We start from the raw sequence: 15679 nt of genomic DNA, 5'->3' as shown, positions 1-15679 counted from the left end.
AGCCGAGCCGGTGCGCTCGGGGGCACGTGGAGCGGTTGCTGCACATCGGCGAGCCTACTGTCTTCGACCCCGCCGCCGAGCGTGACGCCACCGTCACGTTCGACGCCGAGCGTGACGCCACCGTCACGTTCGAGGAGGGGCGCCTACTCTTCGCGGTCGCCCTCGGCGGGCGGCGGGTCCGGCTCGTCGACGTCCGGCTCGGCGACTTCCGACTCATCGACGTCCGGCTCACCGACGTCCGACTCGTCGAAAACGTCGGCGAAGTCAGCGGGTTCATCAGCAGCGGGGGCGGGTTCGGGTCGCCTAGGTCGCCTCGGCCGGCGCCGGATCCCCCCGGCCATCACCACCGTGACCCCCCCAACAACCGCGAACCAGAAAAACACACCGACTACCAGGGCGCCCTGATCCACGCCGACATCGCCGAAGTTGCCCAGCCGACCGCTCCCGCCGTACGCGACCAAGGACATGGACAGCGCCCCGGCGACCGACGCGACCAGCAGCTTGGCCATCGCCGGAACCGGTGGGAGCGGACGCCGCGCGCACTGCTGTCCGACCGCCACCCCCGACGCCGCACCGATGATGAGCAGCGCCACCCACACCGGGCCGAGGGGCGGCGTGGGCGCCGCGGCCAGCACCGGCAGCGCGGGGACGTCGCCGCCGAACACGGTGAAGGAACTGAACGTCGCGAAGCCGAGATGCGCGCTGGACCCGACCGCGACCGCCGCCGTGCCGACGATGACGTTCGGCGCGTACAACACCGACAGCACCGTGAGGCTGAACTGGCCGAAGATCGAATCGGTGATCCCATAGAGCTCTTGCATGGTCGCCCAGTGCACGACCAGCGACCCGGCCGTCACCAAGCCGGAGAGGCCGACCAACGCCAGCACGCCCGCCGCCGCGGCACGCGCCGAATCCGCCAACCAATTGGGCAGCGGCGAATCGCTCAGCGCCCGTCGGCCCACCCGGGACGACACACCGATCGCGGCACCGATGGCATGCACCACCAGCACACTGGCGAAAGCGCGCAGGGCGCTTGGTGTCTGCAACTCGGTGATCACCGACGACGCGTCGTGGATCACCGCCAGCGCGATCGCCGCCATCAGCAACGGGCCGCCCAGCGCCGACGCGATAACCCAGCGGACGACGAGCCACGACGAGGACGGGGCGGTGGCCCGCGCGGTGCTGCGCGCTGTGGCCCACACCATCAACATGACCGGCAGCAGCGGCATGACGCCCAGTTCGCGGCCGCCGATGGAGATCGGCACCTGGTGCACACCGAGCCACATGCTGGCGATGGCGCCCAGCGCTCCAGTCATGTCGCTGTTGGCGATCAGCAGCTGCAGCAGCGTGACCGCGGCGATGATGACCAACGCCACCACGGCCGGGCCGAACGCGACCCTGACGAGGTCACGCGCTTGACGAGCGCCCGCCGCCCGGTTGTCCTCCACTCCTGTCACTCTTGGCGAACGTGCCCGACTAGGCGCGTAGGCGCGCGGTTAGCTCGGCGCCGGTCCAGCCGGCGATGAAGGCGACTGCTCCTGTCCCTGGCCGGAAGGCTGCTGGTCGCCGGCTTGGTTCGGCGCGCCGGCCGGTGGCGGCGGGCTGAAGCTGGGGAAACCGGTGGGCGGCGTCGACGACCCCTGCGGCTGGGCGCCGAATCCGCCGCTCGGTGGGTTGGTCGGGACCGCGCTCTGGGTCGGAGCCTGGCTCGGCTGATAACCGCCGTACTGCGATCCATACGGGGAAGCCTGCGGGTTGTGCGACTGCGGCGCAACGTGCTGCTGGGCGCCCGGCTGACCGTAGTAACCGCCGGGCTGCTGAGCGCCGTACCCGTATTGCCCGTACTGGCCGTACTGCGCGTAGGGGTCGTACTTGGGCCGCGGGGCCGGGGGGGTGATAACACCCGCATCCAAAAGGATGACCACCACGGCGGCGATCGCCTGGAACACACTGCATGCCACCAGGGGCCACATCGCCCAGCCGATCGCGAAACCGGCTGGCGTGTTGATCGTCTCCGCGATGGCGAGCAGCGCGCCCAGTGAAGCGATTACGCCGACGACGCCCGCATAACTCTTCGCCTTGGGCAGCAGGCTCAGCCCGGCGAGCAACGCGGCCAGCACGGCGACGAGGACAGCGGTGCCCGCGTCACCGGCGCGTCCGCCGGCGCCCGGCCCGAGGTCGGCACCGAGCGTAAAGGTCGGCCCGAAGTTCAGCAGGTACACCCCGAGGCCGAGCACCACCACCGCGATGTTCAGGTAAAGCGGAAGGTTGCTTTCGCCGCTTTCGTCCTTGGCGAACGACGGTGTGGCGCCTGGGTAGGAGCCGCCGGGTTGCGTTGCTGGATATCCGGGACTACCGGGCGAGTAGGTCATGGCTCCTCCTGTTGCTTTCAGTGTCTTTGCCTCAGCGGCGCCACGCCACCGTTGCAGTGCGACGCTGTGCTCGCGCGCGCGCCATAATTGCCAGGCCTTGCTGCGCTTGCGGTGCGACGCGATCGATCAACCACGCTAGCGCACATTCCGGTGCGGGCGCCGGTGCCACCGGCCTGTCGCGCGAGCAGCGCCGATTCACCGCCGCTTGCCCACGACAGGTAGAACACGTTCTAATTCTGTGCATGGATTACGGCCTTGTGCTTTTCACCAGCGACCGTGGCATCACTCCGGCGGCGGCCGCCAAGCTTGCCGACGACCACGGCTTTCAGACGTTCTACGTGCCAGAACACACCCATATCCCGATCAAGCGCGAGGCTGCTCACCCGACGACGGGTGACGCGTCGCTGCCGGACGATCGGTACATGCGCACACTAGACCCATGGGTTAGCTTGGGCGCGGCGTGCGCCGTCACCTCGCGGGTGCGGCTGTCCACGGCGGTGGCGCTGCCCGTCGAACACGACCCGATCACGCTGGCGAAAAGCATCGCCACCCTCGACCATCTCTCCGGCGGCCGGGTTAGCCTCGGCGTCGGTTTCGGCTGGAACACCGACGAACTCGCCGACCACAACGTGCCACCCGGGCGCCGCCGCACCATGCTGCGCGAATACATCGAAGCGATGCGCGCGCTGTGGACGGAAGAGGAAGCCGCCTACGACGGCGAGTTCGTCAAGTTCGGGCCCAGCTGGGCCTGGCCCAAGCCGGTGCAGTCCCACATTCCGGTGCTGGTGGGTGCCGCGGGCAACGAGAAGAACTTCAAGTGGATCGCTCGCAGCGCCGACGGATGGATCACCACCCCGCGCGACTTCGACATCGACGAACCGGTGAAGCTGTTGCAGGACACCTGGGCGGCCGCCAATCGCGACGGCGCCCCGCAGATCGTCGCTCTGGATTTCAAACCGGTGCCCGAGAAGCTGGCCCACTGGGCCGAGCTCGGGGTCACCGAGGTGCTGTTCGGCCTTCCGGACCGTCCTGACGACGAAATCGCCGCCTACGTTGAGCGATTGGCCGGCAAGCTGGCCGCCCTCGTCTAGAAACCGCGAGCAGACGCAGAATCGCATCAAGCCTCGCCGGGGAATGCGATTCTGCTGGGGGTACCTCCCGCTTGCGGGGGACTGCTCGCGGGAAGAGGTCAGCCCGGCGTGCAGCGGTTGCCGTAGTCGAAGGAGCGCACCCGAACGGGACTCCCCAGCGGGTCGCCGTCGGTCAGCAGCGCGATCAACTCGGCGTCCTCGGTGGTCGACAGGAATCGGGTGCCGTCGGCGTCCAGCCGGCCCACGATGATTCCGGTCAGCCGACCGGAATCGCGCCGGACGGTGTAGGTCTCGACGGTGGCGGCGCCGTCGGCCGCCTCGGTCACCGCCTGCGTCGGCGAGCTGCCGATCTGCGCCTGCAGCGCGGCGCTGCGATCCGGCTTCCATTCCGTCGGGGTGGTCGAGTAAACGCCGACCGAATACTTGCTCAAGATGCCGCCGTTGGCGCCGACGAGGCCGAATTGCCCTGGCGTGCTTCGCATTCGGGCGACCGTCTCGGCGACACCGTGCATCGAATAATTGTTGCCGGCGCCGCCGAAGAAGGGGAGCCCACCGGTCAGGGTCAGTCCGCGTGGATCGTCGGGCGCGAGGCCCATGCCGTCGCAGATGTTGAACACCGGCACCGGAAAGCAGCTGTATAGGTCGAAGGTGGCGACGTCGTCGATACCGATGCCGGCCACGTCTAGCGCTTCGCGCACCGCCATGACGGCCGAGGGTGCATGCCCGAGGTCCGGGCGTTCCAGCAGCGGCTGTTCCTCCAGATCGGCGTGGCCGTGGAGGTACACCCAGTTCTCCTCCGGCACTCCGAGCCGCCGCGCGGACTCGACCGACATCATCAGTGCGGCCGCGCCCTGGTTGACCTGATCGCGAGCGACCAGCAACCGCGGGTACGGGTCGGAGATCATCCGGTTGCTCTCGGTCACGGTGATCAGCTCGTCGACGCTGCGTTCCACCGGCGCGGCGGCAAACGGATTGCCCGCGGCGACCTTGGTGAACGGCGCGAACAGCTCGCCCATCCGACGCAGGTATTCCGTTGGGCCCAGCCCGGTTTCGGCGCGACGGGCATTCTCCAGCAGCGCATACTGCGTCGGCGCGTCGACCAGGCCGTGGATCACCGTGTAGCGCGTGACGAGTCGCTCCAGGCCGTAGCCCCGGTCTTCCAGCGAACCGTCGACGGTCTCGGAGAAATCCGGGCGGTTGTCGGCCCCGGCGAAATAGCGCGTGGTCGACGTGGCATCGGAGCCGAAAATCAGCGCGACGTCGACGCGACCGGCGGCGATCTCGCCGGCCAGCTCGGTGATCAGGTGCTGTGGGCCCTGACCCCCGACGACTTCGAGGATGGCGCGGGCGGGGTCCGCGCCGATCCGGTTGGCCACCGACCGCGGATAGTTGTTCGACTTGCCCAGCACCGGTTGGGCCGGTCCGGAAATCTCGAATTGCCTTACGCCGGCGACGGTGTCGATCGTCGACGCGACCTTGGCGACGTCGGCGCCGCAGTCGTCGAGTGCGGCGCGCGCCGCCGCGGCGGCTAGTTCCACGCCCGACATCGCGCGGTAGTAGGCGTCGTCGATGCGTTCCGCCGACTGCCCGACCCCGACGACGACGGGCGTGCGCGGATCCAGTGTCACGTTGCGAAACCTGTCGCTACAGGCTCTGCAGAATCTCCCGGGCCAGCGCCGCCGTCTCCGAGGGGGTCTTGCCGACCTTGACCCCGGCCGCCTCCAGGGCTTCCTTCTTGGCGGCCGCGGTGCCCGACGAGCCGGACACGATCGCGCCAGCGTGGCCCATCGTCTTTCCTTCTGGCGCAGTGAATCCTGCGACGTAGCCGACGACCGGCTTGGATACGTGCGCCTTGATGTAGTCGGCCGCGCGCTCCTCGGCGTCACCGCCGATCTCGCCGATCATCACGATGACCTTGGTGTCGGGATCCTTCTCGAACGCCTCGATAGCGTCGATGTGGGTGGTGCCGATGACCGGGTCACCGCCGATCCCGATGGACGTGGAGAAGCCGAAATCGCGTAGCTCGTACATCATTTGGTAGGTCAGCGTGCCGGACTTGGATACCAGCCCGACGGGACCCGGCCCGGTGATGTTGGCCGGGGTGATGCCCACCAGCGCCTGGCCCGGGGTGATGATGCCGGGACAGTTCGGACCGATGATGCGGGTCTTTCCGCCCTTGTGCAGGTTGTAAGCCCACGCATATGCGCTGTCCTGCACCGGGATTCCCTCGGTGATGACCACCAGCAGCGGGATCTCGGCGTCGATGGCCTCGATGATGGCGTCCTTGGCGTACACCGGTGGGACGAACACGATCGAGACGTCGGCGCCGGTCTTCTCGATGGCCTCGACGACGCTGCCGAACACCGGCAGTTCGACGGGCTTGTCGTTGACGTCCTTGTGCGCGACCGTGGTGCCGGCCTTGCGGGCGTTGACTCCGCCGACGATGTGCGTGCCGGCCTTGAGCATGCGTGCGGTGTGCTTGGTCGCCTCGGCGCCGGTGATGCCCTGGACGACGACCTTGTTTTCGGCGGTCAGAAATATAGCCATTGGGTCATGCTTCCTTTCAGGCGCTCGCCAGCTCGGCGGCCTTGTCGGCGGCCTCGTCCATCGTCGGCACCAGCGTCACGAGCGGGTGGTTGGCCTCGGCAAGGATGCGCCGGCCTTCGTCGACGTTGTTGCCGTCCAACCGCACCACCAGGGGCTTGTTGGCCTCGTCGCCCAGGATTTCCAGGGCCTTGACGATCCCGGTCGCCACGGCGTCGCAGGCCGTGATGCCGCCGAACACGTTGACGAACACGCTCTTGACCTGCTTGTCGCCCAGCACCACGTCCAGGCCCGCGGCCATCACCTCGGCCGACGCGCCACCGCCGATGTCCAGAAAGTTGGCCGGCTTGACGCCGCCATGCTTTTCCCCTGCGTAGGCCACCACGTCGAGGGTCGACATGACCAAGCCCGCGCCGTTGCCGATGATGCCGACTTCGCCGTCGAGCTTGACGTAGTTGAGGTCGTGCTCCTTGGCCTTGAGCTCCAGCGGGTCGGTCGCGTCGCGGTCCTCGAACTCGACGTGGCCGGGCTGCCGGAAGTCGGCGTTGGCGTCCAGGGTGACCTTGCCGTCCAGCGCCAGAATCCGGTCGTCGGGGGTGCGCACCAACGGGTTCACCTCGACCAGCGTGGCGTCCTCACCGACGAAGAGGTCCCACAGCTTGGAGATGGTGACCGCGGCGGCGTCGAGCACCTCGGCCGGCAGGTGACCCTGCTCGGCGATGGAACGCGCGGTGGCCAGGTCCACGCCCTTGACGGCGTCGACCGGGACCTTGGCCAGCCGGTCGGGCTTGGTGGCCGCGACTTCTTCGATCTCCATGCCACCCTCGACCGAGCACATCGCCAGGTAGGTGCGGTTGGCGCGGTCGAGCAAGAAGGAGATGTAGTACTCCTCGGCGATGTCGCTGGCCTCGGCGACCAACAGCTTCTTGACGACGTGCCCCTTGATGTCCAGGCCGAGGATGTTCTTGGCGTGTTCGTAGGCGTCTTGGGGTGTCGCGGCATACTTGACGCCACCGGCCTTGCCCCGGCCGCCGATCTTGACCTGCGCTTTGACCATCACCGGCGCGCCGATCTCCTCGGCGATGGCCTGAGCGCCCTCGGCGGTGTCCGTCACCCGGCCGGGCGTACTCGGTACGTTGTGCTTGGCGAATAATTCTTTGGCTTGATACTCGAAAAGGTCCATGGGCTCACTGTCTTCGCTCGGCTTACTGCAAGTCCTGTACGTAGGCGGCGCCGCATCCGGCAACACGCACGGACGAACTGTATCCACCCGTCGAACGGTTGCCATCGCCGCATCCCACCGATGTGGCACAGCTCACGAGACAGCGCAAAGCCCGAAACGTGATGCGGATCACAATATCCGTCCGGAATTTAGCCCGAGGTTGCCAGCCCCGTCCGTAAACCGATACCTTCCTTAGGTCCAGATAACGTTATGGTCACGATACGAGGACATTCCAGCTTGTCCCAGCACCGTTTGACTCGTTCTGCTGCCGAAACTTCCGGCGTGGTGAGAGTGAGTCGTGCAGCGGGAGCCCATTGGACAGAGCCGCACGGCAACGAAGTCACCGAGATCCTTCCGCTCGACGGGTTCGACTTCGACAGCCTCGAATTCGCCGACGATTGCGGCGAACTGCACGACCTCGACTTCAGCAACGACTCGACGTTCGACAACGAAGCCCAGGTTCTGCTGGCCCCCGAGCTGGACGACCTGCACGACGTGGACGACCTGGCCCCGCTCCTGCTTGCCGCTCCCGCGACGGTGCCGGTTCCGGTGCGATTCCAGGCCGACGCAGACGTGCATCGCCCCTATCAGTCGGACATCACCGACGTCATCTCCGTGGTGCGCCGGGGTGGCCAGCACCGCAAAGAGCCGACGAGCGCGGCGAAGGGGCGACTGCTGATCTCGGCGATGGCCGCCGGCGCGGCGGCCGCTGCGGCCCATACCGCGACCAGCCATGCCGAAGTCCCCAAGACCGACGCCGTGCTGACCGCCAACGCGTCGGCCCTCACCGGCGGGTCGAGCAGCAACGCCACCCGCGGCGCCCAGGTGATCGCGGTCCAGCCGGCGGCGAACACCGTCGTGCACAACGCGGAACTTGCCCACGGTGTCGCGTACGCCAACGATCGCGCGCAGCGCGAGGCCCGACTGCAGCAGCCGCTCTACGTCATGCCCACGCACGGGATATTCACGTCGAACTTCGGCTACCGCTGGGGGGTCCTGCACGCCGGCATCGACCTCGCCAATTCGATTGGCACGCCGATCTATGCGGTGTCCGACGGCGTGGTGATCGAGGCCGGGCCGGCCGCCGGCTACGGGGCACTGGTCAAGGTGCGCCATGCCGACGGCACCGTCACGCTCTACGGCCACGTCAACACCACCACCGTGAGCGCCGGCGAGCGCGTGATGGCCGGTGACCAGATCGCCACCATGGGAAATCGCGGCAATTCCACCGGCCCGCATCTGCATTTCGAGGTGCTGCAGGGCGGTAGCGAAAGGATCGACCCGGTGCCGTGGCTGGCCAAGCGCGGCATCTTCGTCGGCAACTACGCTGGATGAGGTGACCGCGCCGAACGACCCACCTCCCGCCGCGCACCTGTCCGAACCACCGGAGCCACCCTCCGAATCCCGCACCCGGATCATCCGGCGTGCACCCACGGGACCGATGCCGACCGTCCCGGAGTCGCCGACCACCCAGATTCCGCCACCAACGCCCTACCGGGGCGCCGCCCCTGCCGGTCGGCGCGGAGGCCTCGGCCCGCCGGCCGGCGAGCCCAGCGGCCGGACGGCGGCCGCGGGCTGCGCCGTCGCCATCGTCAGCGGGTGGGCCACGTCGGTGGTGGCCACCGATTTGATCGCCGGCTGGTGGAAGACCGACCGGTTGTTCTGCATCGCGGTCGCGTTTCTCGCCCTGGTGTTCGCGTCGACGACCATCGCGGGCGTGATCGTGCTGCTGCAGGGCCGGTCCTTGGGGCGCTATCTCATCGTGGCCGGCGCGGTGGTGGCGGTGCTGACCTACGGCGGCGTGTTCATCGCGGGCGCGCGCGTCGCGTGGATCGTGCACGCTCTCCCGCTGCTGCCGATTGCCAGCGCGGTTTTGGTGATGCACCCGCGGACGAAGCGTTGGCTAGAGGAATAACCGGCGCCCCCTACGCGGTCAGAGTTTGCTGACCGGCGCGTGGTTGTGCATCAGCTTCACCCGGCCTGAACTGCCGAAATCGATCAGCGACATGGCCGATTCACCGACGCCGGAGACCTCCTCGACCCTGCCCAGCCCGTACTTGTCGTGGGTCACCCGGTCACCGGGCTGCAGCACCACCAGCGGGCGTTTGCCCGCCCCCGAACGAGTCGGCGCCGCGCGCGGTGCACCGAACCGTCCGGCCCCGCTGACCGGAGCGCTGAACGACGGCGCGGGCGCGCTGCGCCGCCAGTCGATGAGCTCCTGCGGGATCTCGCGCAGGAACCGGGACTCCGGATTGAGCATGGGCTGTCCCCAGGAGGACCGGACGATGGCCCGGCTCAGGTACAGCCGCTGGCGGGCCCGGGTGATACCGACGTAGGCCAGCCTCCGCTCCTCGGAGAGTTCGGCGGGATCGTCAAGCGCCCGCATGTGTGGGAACATCCCGTCCTCCCAGCCGGTGACGAACACCACCGGGAACTCCAGGCCCTTGGCGGTGTGCAGCGTCATCATCGTCACCATGCCGGCGCCCTCTTCGGGGATCTCGTCGCTGTCGGAGACCAGCGACACCCTCTCCAGGAACGCCGCCAGCACACCGGTGTCCGGCACGTCTTCGTCCTCGGGGGTTTGCAGAGACTCGTCGAGCGCAGCGGCATTGGCCTGGTCGATGCTGAATTCGTGTGCGACGCTTACCAGTTCGTTCAGGTTGTCCAGCCGGGCCAGTTCCTGAGGGTCGCTCGAGGATTCCAGCTCCCTGCGGTATCCGGTGCGTTCCAGCACCGACTCGACAAGATCGCCGAGGTCGTCGTCGAGGCGGCCCCGCAAGTCGTCCAGCATCTCGACGAAGCCCGAGATCGCCTTCTCGGCACGGGTATTGAGCATCGGCACCCTGCCCTCGGCCGCGGCGACGAGCGCATCGGCGAAGCTGGATCCGGTGTTCTCGGCGTACACGGCGACGCACGCCTCTGCCCGATCACCGATGCCTCGGCGCGGGGTGTTGAGGATGCGCCGCATGCTAACCGCGTCACCGGGATTGTCCAGCACCCGCAGGTATGCCACGATGTCGCGGATCTCCTTGCGCTCGTAAAAGCGCACTCCCCCAACGACTTTGTACGGAATCCCGGCGCGGATGAACACCTCTTCCAGCGACCGCGACGAGTTGTTCGTGCGGTAGAAGACGGCGACGTCGTTGTAGGTGATCTCGCCGCGCTCGGCGAGCGCGTCGATTTCTTCGGCGACGAACCTGGCCTCGTCGTGCTCGTTGTCGGCGACGTAGCCGACGATCAGCTCGCCTTCCCCGGCGTCGGTCCACAGCCGCTTCTCCCGGCGTCCGGAGTTGCGGGCGATCACCGAGTTGGCCGCCGACAGAATGTTCTGCGTCGAGCGGTAATTCTGTTCCAGCAGAATTGTTTTCGCATCCGGGTAGTCACGTTCGAAGTCCTCGATGTTGCGGATCGTGGCGCCGCGGAACGCGTAGATCGACTGATCGGCGTCGCCGACCACGCACAGTTCCGCCGGTGGGACGTCATCAGGCGAATCCTGCGGGCCGCCGCGACCGACCAGCTCCCGAACCAGCACGTACTGCGCGTGATTGGTGTCCTGGTATTCGTCGACCAGCACATGGCGGAACCGCCGCCGGTAGTACTGGGCGATCTCCGGAAACGTTTGCAACACCGCCACCGTCTCCCCGATCAGGTCGTCGAAGTCCAGCGCGTTGGCCGTTCGCAGGCGGCGCTGATACTCGGCGAAGACGGATGCGACAGTGCGGGCCAGGTCATCGGATTCGTCCGACAGGTTGGCCAGCGCCTGATCCGGGTCGATCAATTCGTTCTTCAGGTTGGAGATCGCGTTGGCCAGCAGCCGCGGCGAGTACCGCTTGATGTCGAGCCCCATGTCGCGGCCAATCATCTGTAGCAGGCGCCGGGAATCGTCGGCGTCGTAGATCGAGAAGTTGGAGTTGAGGCCTTTGATCAGGGACGCCTGATTGCGCAGGATGCGCACGCAAGTCGAGTGAAACGTCGAGACCCACATCGCGCGCGCCCGGTTGCCGACCAACCGCACCACGCGCTCGCGCATCTCGGCCGCGGCCTTATTGGTGAACGTGATGGCCAGGACCTGACCCACCCCGACGCCGCGCGCCGCGATCAGGTACGCGATGCGCCGCGTCAATACCGCAGTCTTGCCCGAACCCGCACCGGCCACGATCAGCAGCGGCGCACCCTGGTGCACCACCGCTTGGCGCTGTTGTGGGTTGAGGTCGTCGAGCAGACGGTCCGCTTCGGGGGCGGGCTTGGTATCGGTCGCGTGCACACTCATGTCTGTCCAAACTTACCGCTGACCGCCGACGTGAACCGGCCGGTCCGGTACGTCCGGGCGATCTTTTTCGCCCGGCCGCAGCCGGGGGTGTCCCGGGGGGCGCCTGGCCGCGTCTAGAGGGGTTGCGGACGTCTTTTACATGGGTTTTTGCAACGGATCCGCACCTGGTTGGCTAGACTCGGTTTCGTGCTCAACGCGCGTCGTCGATTTTTCTATGGGTACCCGCTAGCGGTGCCCGTGGTCTAGCTGCCGTCGCAGAGCCCCGTGGTCCGCTTCCGGATTCGGGGCTCGTCTCTTTTGTGAGGCCTGATACCGGATGAGACCAGAACCCCCACATCACGAGAATGCGGAGTTTGCAGAGATGAACATGCTGGAAACGGAAGAACTCGAGAACATCGAAGAGTTGCGCGAAGAGATCGACCGGTTAGACGCCGAGATCCTCGCTGCGGTGAAGCGTCGCGCCGAGGTTTCACAGGCGATCGGCAAGGTCCGGATGGCGTCCGGCGGCACCCGGCTGGTGCACAGCCGCGAGATGAAAGTCATCGAGCGCTACAGCGAGCTCGGTCCGGACGGCAAGGATCTGGCAATGCTGTTGCTGCGACTGGGCAGGGGCCGGCTCGGCCACTAGCGGCGGACCCGGGGACCTGGCTGGTGCCCAAGCGCCGCATTAGGGTCGAGCCATGACCTCCCTGCGAACGATCCCCGACATCACCGCCACCCCGGCGTGGGAAGCCCTACGCAGGCATCACGAACAAATCGGACAAACCCACCTTCGCCAGTTCTTCGCCGAAGATCCCGATCGCGGCCGCGACCTCACCGTCACGGTCGGCGACCTCTACATCGACTACAGCAAGCACCGCATCACCCGGGAAACGCTGCGGCTGCTGCTCGATCTGGCCCGCGCGGCAGGCCTCGAGGAGCATCGAGACCAGATGTTTTCCGGTGCACACATCAACACCTCCGAGGATCGCGCGGTATTGCACACCGCGCTGCGGCTGCCCCGCGACGCTGAGCTGGTCGTGGATGGCCAAAACGTAGTCGAGGACGTGCACTCCGTACTGGATGCGATGGGCGACTTCACCGATCGGCTGCGCAGCGGCGAATGGACCGGAGCCACCGGGAAACGGATCAAGACCGTCGTCAACATCGGCATCGGCGGCTCGGACCTGGGCCCGGTGATGGTGTATCAGGCCTTGCGCCACTACGTGGACGCCGGGATTTCGGCGCGCTTCGTGTCCAACGTCGACCCCGCGGACCTGATCGCGAAATTGGCCGATTTAGACCCCGCCACAACGCTTTTCGTCGTTGCGTCCAAGACGTTCTCCACCCTGGAGACGCTGACCAATGCGACCGCCGCGCGCCGCTGGCTGACGGGCGCCCTCGGCGACGCCGCGGTGTCAAAGCATTTCGTGGCCGTCTCCACCAACAAACGCTTGGTCGACGACTTCGGCATCAACACCGACAACATGTTCGGGTTCTGGGACTGGGTCGGTGGCCGCTATTCGGTCGATTCGGCGATCGGCCTGTCGCTGATGGCCACCATCGGCCGGCAGGCTTTCGCTGATTTTTTGTCCGGATTCCACATCGTTGACCGGCATTTCAAGACCGCGCCGCTGGAGTCCAACGCTCCCGCGCTGCTCGGCCTCATCGGTTTGTGGTACTCCAACTTCATGGGCGCGCAATCGCGTGCCGTGCTGCCGTATTCCAACGACCTGGCGCGTTTTGCGGCCTATCTGCAACAGCTCACCATGGAATCCAACGGCAAGTCGACCCGCGCCGACGGCACGCCGGTCACCACCGACACCGGTGAAATCTATTGGGGCGAACCGGGAACCAATGGCCAGCACGCCTTCTATCAACTGCTGCACCAGGGCACTCGACTGGTGCCGGCCGACTTCATCGGCTTCAGCCAGCCGCTCGACGACCTACCCACGGTCGAAGGCACCGGCAGCATGCACGACCTGTTGATGAGCAACTTCTTCGCCCAGACCCAGGTGCTGGCGTTCGGCAAGACCGCCGAGGAAATCGCCGCCGAGGGCACACCCGCCGACGTCGTGCCGCACAAGGTCATGCCCGGCAACCGGCCGTCGACCTCGATCCTGGCGGACCGGCTCACACCATCGGTGCTCGGTCAGCTGATCGCACTCTACGAGCATCAGGTGTTCACCGAGGGCGTGATCTGGGGAATCGACTCGTTCGACCAATGGGGCGTGGAGCTGGGCAAGACGCAGGCCAAGGCGCTGCTCCCGGTGATCACCGGCGATGGCTCCCCTGAGCCGCAGTCGGACAGCTCGACCGACGCACTGGTCCGCCGCTACCGCACCGAACGGGGCCGCACCAGCTGAGAATCGTTCGCGCGAGTGTGAATCTTACGACGCGACACGCCGTGAAACCGTCGTCAGATTCACACTCGACGGGCTTTAGGCGAATCGCTTGGTGAGCGGGGGTGGCAGCACCCGGATGAGTTGCACCAGCGGCGCCCACGGCCACCGCGGCACGACGGCCCGGCCCGGCTCGCGCTCGATGGCGTCGACCAGTGCCTTGACGCCAGTTTCGTTGTCCACCATCAGCATTGTGCTGGCCGACTTGGCCGTCATCTCCGATTCGATGTAGCCGGGTTCGATCGCCGTCACCTTGATGGGCCCTTTGGCGTACTCGGCGCGCAGCGATTCGCCCAACGAGGTCAGTCCGGCTTTGCTAGCGCAGTAGGCGGCTTTGACGCCGGGCACGCCCTTGTTGCCCAGCACCGAGGAGATGAGCACTAGATGCCCCGATCCGCTCTTGGCGAACATCTCCAGCGCGGTTTCGATCTGCACCAGCGCGGCGACCAGGTTGGTCTCGATGGTCGCTTTGTTCGCCCACAGCTTGCCCGACCCGAGCTTGGCGCCCTTGCCGATTCCGGCGTTGACGATGATGCGGTCGATGCCGCCGAGCTCGTCGCTGAGTTCGGCGAATACCTTGGGCACCTGTTCGTGGTCGGTGACGTCCAACGCCGCCACCGCGATCTTGATGCCCGGATACTGTTGGGCCAGTTCGTCTTTCAGCTCGTCAAGCCGGTCGGTGCGCCGGGCGCACAGGGCCAGATCACGACCCTTGGCCGCGAAGGATCGCGCCATCCCGGCGCCCAGGCCGGAACTGGCGCCGGTGATGAGAATCTTCTGGCGAGTCACCCGGGCAGCATATCGAGCCGTGTCGGCTCGTGGTCGGGCGACTACTTGAGCAGCCGTGACAAGCGCCGGTCCGCCAGCACCTTGCCGCCCGTCTGGCAGGTCGGGCAGTACTGAAAAGACTTGTCCGCGAACGACACTTCGCGCACGGTGTCGCCGCACACCGGACACGGCAACCCCGTTCGCGCGTGCACCCGCAATCCGGAGCGCTTCTCCCCTTTAAGCGTGGCCGCCCCCTGGCCGACGGACCGGGCCACCGCGTCGGTCAACACCGACACCATCGCGTCGTGCAATGCGGTGAGCTGCTCGCTCGTGAGCTTCCCGGCCGTGGCGAACGGCGAGATCTTGGCGACATGCAGGATTTCGTCGCTGTAGGCGTTGCCGATACCGGCGATCACCTTCTGGTCGGTGATGACGGTTTTGATCCGGCCGGTGTTGCCGGCCAACAACCCGGCGAGGTCCTCGGTGGCCAGCTCCAGCGCGTCGGGGCCGAGCGCGGCGATGCCCGGCACCTGCCGCGGGTCGTCGACGAGCCACACCGCCAGCCGCTTCTGGGTCCCGGCCTCGGTGAGGTCGAATCCCGGCGCGCTACCGGGGTCGCCGAGGTGCACCCGCAGCGCGATCGGCCCTTTGCCTGGCCGCAGCGGCGCCGCGGCCAGCTTGTCGGACCATCGCAGCCACCCCGCGCGCGACAGATGGGTGATCAAGAACAACTCGTCGACCTGCAGGCCCAGGTATTTGCCCCACCGCCCGGCCCCGGCAACGGCCCGGCCGTGCAGCGCGGAAGTCGGCGGGTCAAAGGTTTTCAGCACCGACAACGCCGCGACATCTACGCGGCCCACCGTCAAACCGACGGCATGGCGGCGCAGATGGTCGGCCAGCGCTTCGACCTCGGGAAGTTCGGGCACGCGTCAAGTCTGCCAGCCGGAGGCCCGCAGCAAATAGGTGTCCATGATCCAGCCGTGCCGCGCCCGGGCTTCGGCTCGCAGCTCGGCGATGCGCGCCCCGACTTC

The 15679-nt window shown here is 67.1% G+C and carries 13 protein-coding genes and 1 pseudogene; 5 read left to right on the top strand and 9 right to left on the bottom strand.

Translation table 11 applies throughout. The features are described 5' to 3' along the window. Positions 1-143: 143 nt before the first annotated feature. Both A5736_RS23185 and A5736_RS23180 read right to left on the bottom strand, forming a co-directional pair. Entirely contained in the window at positions 144-1448 is a 1305-nt protein-coding gene (locus A5736_RS23185) for a DUF6350 family protein (protein ID WP_076248841.1), read from the bottom strand. A gap of 48 nt (positions 1449-1496) precedes the next feature. Beyond that, the gene (locus A5736_RS23180) at positions 1497-2372 is read right to left on the bottom strand and encodes a DUF5336 domain-containing protein (RefSeq protein WP_076128862.1); all 876 of its coding nucleotides are present in this window, start codon (positions 2370-2372) and stop codon (positions 1497-1499) included. 242 nt (positions 2373-2614) lie between these two features. On the opposite strand from A5736_RS23180, the gene A5736_RS23175 reads away from it, so the two are divergent. Next, positions 2615-3463, top strand: a complete 849-nt coding sequence (locus A5736_RS23175; RefSeq protein WP_076248840.1) for an LLM class F420-dependent oxidoreductase — start codon at positions 2615-2617, stop codon at positions 3461-3463. A gap of 98 nt (positions 3464-3561) precedes the next feature. Here the strand turns inward: A5736_RS23175 and A5736_RS23170 are convergent, their stop codons facing one another. Genes A5736_RS23170 through sucC form a run of 3 tightly spaced genes read right to left on the bottom strand, consistent with a single transcriptional unit; the run spans position 3562 to position 7190 of the window. Next, the gene (locus A5736_RS23170) at positions 3562-5091 is read right to left on the bottom strand and encodes an acetyl-CoA acetyltransferase (protein ID WP_076248838.1); all 1530 of its coding nucleotides are present in this window, start codon (positions 5089-5091) and stop codon (positions 3562-3564) included. Between the two features lie 16 nt (positions 5092-5107). Beyond that, positions 5108-6010: a succinate--CoA ligase subunit alpha gene (sucD, locus tag A5736_RS23165; RefSeq protein ID WP_076128936.1), complete on the bottom strand. Its 903-nt coding sequence runs from the start codon at positions 6008-6010 to the stop codon at positions 5108-5110. Between the two features lie 16 nt (positions 6011-6026). Continuing rightward, complete coding sequence (gene sucC, locus A5736_RS23160) at positions 6027-7190, bottom strand: ADP-forming succinate--CoA ligase subunit beta (protein WP_076128934.1); 1164 nt, start codon at positions 7188-7190, stop codon at positions 6027-6029. Positions 7191-7514: 324 nt separating this feature from the next. On the opposite strand from sucC, the gene A5736_RS23155 reads away from it, so the two are divergent. Both A5736_RS23155 and A5736_RS23150 read left to right on the top strand, forming a co-directional pair. Beyond that, the gene (locus A5736_RS23155; RefSeq protein ID WP_369805189.1) at positions 7515-8564 is read left to right on the top strand and encodes a M23 family metallopeptidase; all 1050 of its coding nucleotides are present in this window, start codon (positions 7515-7517) and stop codon (positions 8562-8564) included. Position 8565: 1 nt separating this feature from the next. Then, positions 8566-9144, top strand: a complete 579-nt coding sequence (locus A5736_RS23150; RefSeq protein WP_076248836.1) for a hypothetical protein — start codon at positions 8566-8568, stop codon at positions 9142-9144. Positions 9145-9162: 18 nt separating this feature from the next. Here A5736_RS23150 and pcrA read toward each other — a convergent pair whose 3' ends face one another. After that, complete coding sequence (pcrA, locus tag A5736_RS23145; RefSeq protein WP_076248834.1) at positions 9163-11499, bottom strand: DNA helicase PcrA; 2337 nt, start codon at positions 11497-11499, stop codon at positions 9163-9165. Positions 11500-11815: 316 nt separating this feature from the next. Here pcrA and A5736_RS23140 point away from each other — a divergent pair, with 316 nt between their 5' ends. Together A5736_RS23140 and pgi are read left to right on the top strand one after the other, a co-directional pair. After that, on the top strand, positions 11816-12127 hold the full coding sequence (locus A5736_RS23140) for a chorismate mutase (RefSeq protein WP_076128926.1): 312 nt from the start codon (positions 11816-11818) through the stop codon (positions 12125-12127). Between the two features lie 52 nt (positions 12128-12179). Continuing rightward, entirely contained in the window at positions 12180-13844 is a 1665-nt protein-coding gene (gene pgi, locus A5736_RS23135) for a glucose-6-phosphate isomerase (protein WP_076248832.1), read from the top strand. 75 nt (positions 13845-13919) lie between these two features. On the opposite strand, the gene A5736_RS23130 is transcribed toward pgi, so the two are convergent. The 3 genes and pseudogenes from A5736_RS23130 to A5736_RS26970 all read right to left on the bottom strand — a co-directional run. After that, complete coding sequence (locus tag A5736_RS23130) at positions 13920-14669, bottom strand: SDR family oxidoreductase (protein WP_076248830.1); 750 nt, start codon at positions 14667-14669, stop codon at positions 13920-13922. Between the two features lie 41 nt (positions 14670-14710). Then, positions 14711-15178: a zinc finger domain-containing protein gene (locus tag A5736_RS26975; protein WP_254848441.1), complete on the bottom strand. Its 468-nt coding sequence runs from the start codon at positions 15176-15178 to the stop codon at positions 14711-14713. 153 nt (positions 15179-15331) lie between these two features. Continuing rightward, positions 15332-15574 (bottom strand): annotated as a pseudogene (locus A5736_RS26970) (DNA-formamidopyrimidine glycosylase family protein); the annotation flags it as partial. Between the last annotated feature and the right edge of the window lie 105 nt (positions 15575-15679).

The sequence above is a fragment of the Mycobacterium sp. SP-6446 genome (assembly GCF_001954045.1).
Lineage (GTDB): Bacteria > Actinomycetota > Actinomycetes > Mycobacteriales > Mycobacteriaceae > Mycobacterium.
This window is presented reverse-complemented; position numbering and strand designations above follow the sequence as displayed.

Coding starts and splice junctions, on each gene's coding strand:
- A5736_RS23140 (WP_076128926.1), top strand. CDS start 11,816: ATGAGACCAGAACCCCCACATCACGAGAATGCGGAGTTTGCAGAGATG.
- pcrA (WP_076248834.1), bottom strand. CDS start 11,499: ATGAGTGTGCACGCGACCGATACCAAGCCCGCCCCCGAAGCGGACCGT.
- pgi (WP_076248832.1), top strand. CDS start 12,180: ATGACCTCCCTGCGAACGATCCCCGACATCACCGCCACCCCGGCGTGG.
- A5736_RS23180 (WP_076128862.1), bottom strand. CDS start 2,372: ATGACCTACTCGCCCGGTAGTCCCGGATATCCAGCAACGCAACCCGGC.
- sucD (WP_076128936.1), bottom strand. CDS start 6,010: ATGGCTATATTTCTGACCGCCGAAAACAAGGTCGTCGTCCAGGGCATC.
- A5736_RS23175 (WP_076248840.1), top strand. CDS start 2,615: ATGGATTACGGCCTTGTGCTTTTCACCAGCGACCGTGGCATCACTCCG.
- sucC (WP_076128934.1), bottom strand. CDS start 7,190: ATGGACCTTTTCGAGTATCAAGCCAAAGAATTATTCGCCAAGCACAAC.